The sequence below is a fragment of the Stenotrophomonas sp. SPM genome, assembly GCF_003105135.1.
Lineage (GTDB): Bacteria > Pseudomonadota > Gammaproteobacteria > Xanthomonadales > Xanthomonadaceae > Stenotrophomonas.
The window spans coordinates 1-2,337 of record NZ_QETL01000192.1 but is presented as its reverse complement, the minus strand read 5'-3'; the positions used below and the strand labels follow the sequence as shown (position 1 = coordinate 2,337).

Below are 2,337 nucleotides of genomic sequence, written 5' to 3'. Positions count from 1 at the left end.
TGGGCGTCGTGGGCCGGGGCTTCAGCCTGCGGGGCGGGCTCGGCCTTCATGCCGGCGTGGTGGTGGCAATCGCCCTCGGCTGCGTCTGCGGCGGCCATGGCGTGCGCCATCTGGCCCATCTGCTCATGCCCACTGGCCATCGCCGCGTTCAACCCGTTGAGCAACAGGCTGAGCATGAGCACGACGCGGAGCAGGATCGAGGCGAGGGACATGGTCGTCAATTTAGCCGCAAGCGGCGCGGGATGCACTTCTGCCTGAATGGATGGTTCAAGGTTGGAGCAGCGCCAATGTAGACCCGAGCCCATGCTCGGCTGCTTCTGCGACAACGGCAGCCGAGCATGGGCTCGGCTCTACAAAGGCACGCACCACGGTAGGCGACGCAACGCCGGGCCGTGCCCGGTGAGCGCGCAGCGCGGCACCCCAGAACGGTCAGCCTTCCTCGCGCACGATCTCCACCAGGCGCGGGCCGTAGCGGCTCAGCTTGGTGCCACCGATGCCGCCCACCCGGGCCAGTTCGTCCAGGCTGTTCGGTCGCTGTTCGGCGATGTTGCGCAGGGTACTGTCGTGGAAGATCACGAACGCCGGCACGTTCTGTTCGCGGGCCAGCTCGGCACGCAGGCCGCGCAGGGCGTTGAACAGCGCCAGGTCCTGCGGCAGCACCGACAGGCCGGTGCGCTGCGCGCTGCGCTCGCGGCCGCCGGTGGTGCTGGCGGCATCGCGGCGCATGCTGACCTGGCGGCGGCCGGTCAGTACGTCGCGGCTGGCATCGGTCAGGCGCAGGCCGCCGTGGCCCTCGCTGTCCACTTCCAGCATGCTGGCGGCCACCAGCTGGCGGAACACGCTGCGCCAGGTACGCGCATCGAGGTCGCGGCCGATGCCATAGGTGCTCAGCGTGTCGTGGCCCTGCTGTTTGATCTTCTCGTTCTCGCTGCCGCGCAGGATGTCGATCAGGTGGCCGACGCCGAAGCGCTGGCCGCTTCGGTAGACGCAGCTCAGCGCCTTCTGCGCGGGGATGGTGGCATCCCACGCGGCGGGCGGGGTCAGGCAGTTGTCGCAGTTGCCGCAGGGCTGCGGATAGGTCTCGCCGAAGCCGGCCAGCAGCACCTGGCGGCGGCACTGCATGGATTCGCAGTAGCCCAGCAGGTGGTCGAGCTTGGACCGCTCCAGCTGCTTGCGCTCCTCGCTGGCCTCGGACTGCTCGATCATCTGCTTGAGCAGCACCACGTCACCCAGGCCGTAGCACAGCCAGGCCTCGGCGGCCTCGCCATCACGGCCGGCGCGGCCGGTTTCCTGGTAATAGCCTTCCATCGACTTGGGCAGGTCGGTATGCGCCACGAAGCGCACGTCCGGCTTGTCGATGCCCATGCCGAAGGCGATGGTGGCGCACATGACGATGCCGTCCTCGCGCAGGAAGCGGCGCTGGTTGTTGGCGCGCACTTCCGGCGGCAGGCCGGCGTGGTAGGGCAGGGCATTGAAGCCTTGGCCGCAGAGGAATTCGGCGGTTTCCTCGACCTTGCGCCGCGACATGCAGTAGACGATGCCGGCCTCGCTGCGGTGGCCGCGCAGGAAATCGGTCAGCTGCTTGCGGGCATTGTCCTTCTGCACCACGGTGTAGCGGATGTTGGGGCGGTCAAACGAGCTGACGAAGTGGCGGGCCTCGGCCAGGTCCAGGCGCTCGGCGATCTCGCGCTGGGTGGGCGGGTCGGCGGTAGCGGTCAGCGCGATGCGCGGAATGTCCGGCCAGCGCTCGTGCAGGACGGTCAGCTGGCGGTATTCGGGGCGGAAATCGTGGCCCCACTGCGACACGCAGTGCGCCTCGTCGATGGCGAACAGGGCGATGCGGCTGCGCGAGAGCAGGGACAGGAAGCGGCCGGTCAGCAGGCGCTCGGGGGCGACATAGAGCATGTCCAGCTCTCCGGCCAGCAGCTCGCGCTCGACGCGGGCGGCGGTTTCGCCATCCAGGGTCGAGTTCAGGTATTCGGCGCGCACGCCGAGCTGGCGCAGGGCCTCGACCTGGTCCTGCATGAGGGCGATGAGCGGGGAGATGACGATGCCGACGCCATCGCGCAGCAGGGCCGGGACCTGGTAGCACAGCGACTTTCCGCCGCCGGTGGGCATGAGGACAAGTGCGTCATGTCCGGCAGCCACGTGCTCCACGATGTCCTGCTGGGGACCACGGAAATCGTCGTAACCAAAGACGCGTTGGAGCAGATCGTGCGCGGGACGGGAAGCCATCCAGCTAGTTTACCTCCCGGAGGCGGCGGCAGGGCTGCGCCCTGCACCTGCAGAAGCCTTCAAGCCAGAGCAAGGTCAAAGGCAACAGCCGGCTCTGGGGGG

Annotated in this window: 2 protein-coding genes; both read right to left on the bottom strand. The window is 68.5% G+C overall.

The window, feature by feature from the left end:
• Positions 1–212 (bottom strand): CopL family metal-binding regulatory protein (locus DCO49_RS19845; RefSeq protein WP_133249458.1); only part of this gene is annotated, 212 nt, incomplete at its 3' end.
• Positions 213–429: 217 nt separating this feature from the next.
• Positions 430–2,235 (bottom strand): DNA helicase RecQ, encoded by a 1,806-nt coding sequence (gene recQ, locus DCO49_RS19840; protein WP_116865445.1) that lies wholly within the window; start codon positions 2,233–2,235, stop codon positions 430–432.
• Positions 2,236–2,337 lie beyond the last annotated feature (102 nt).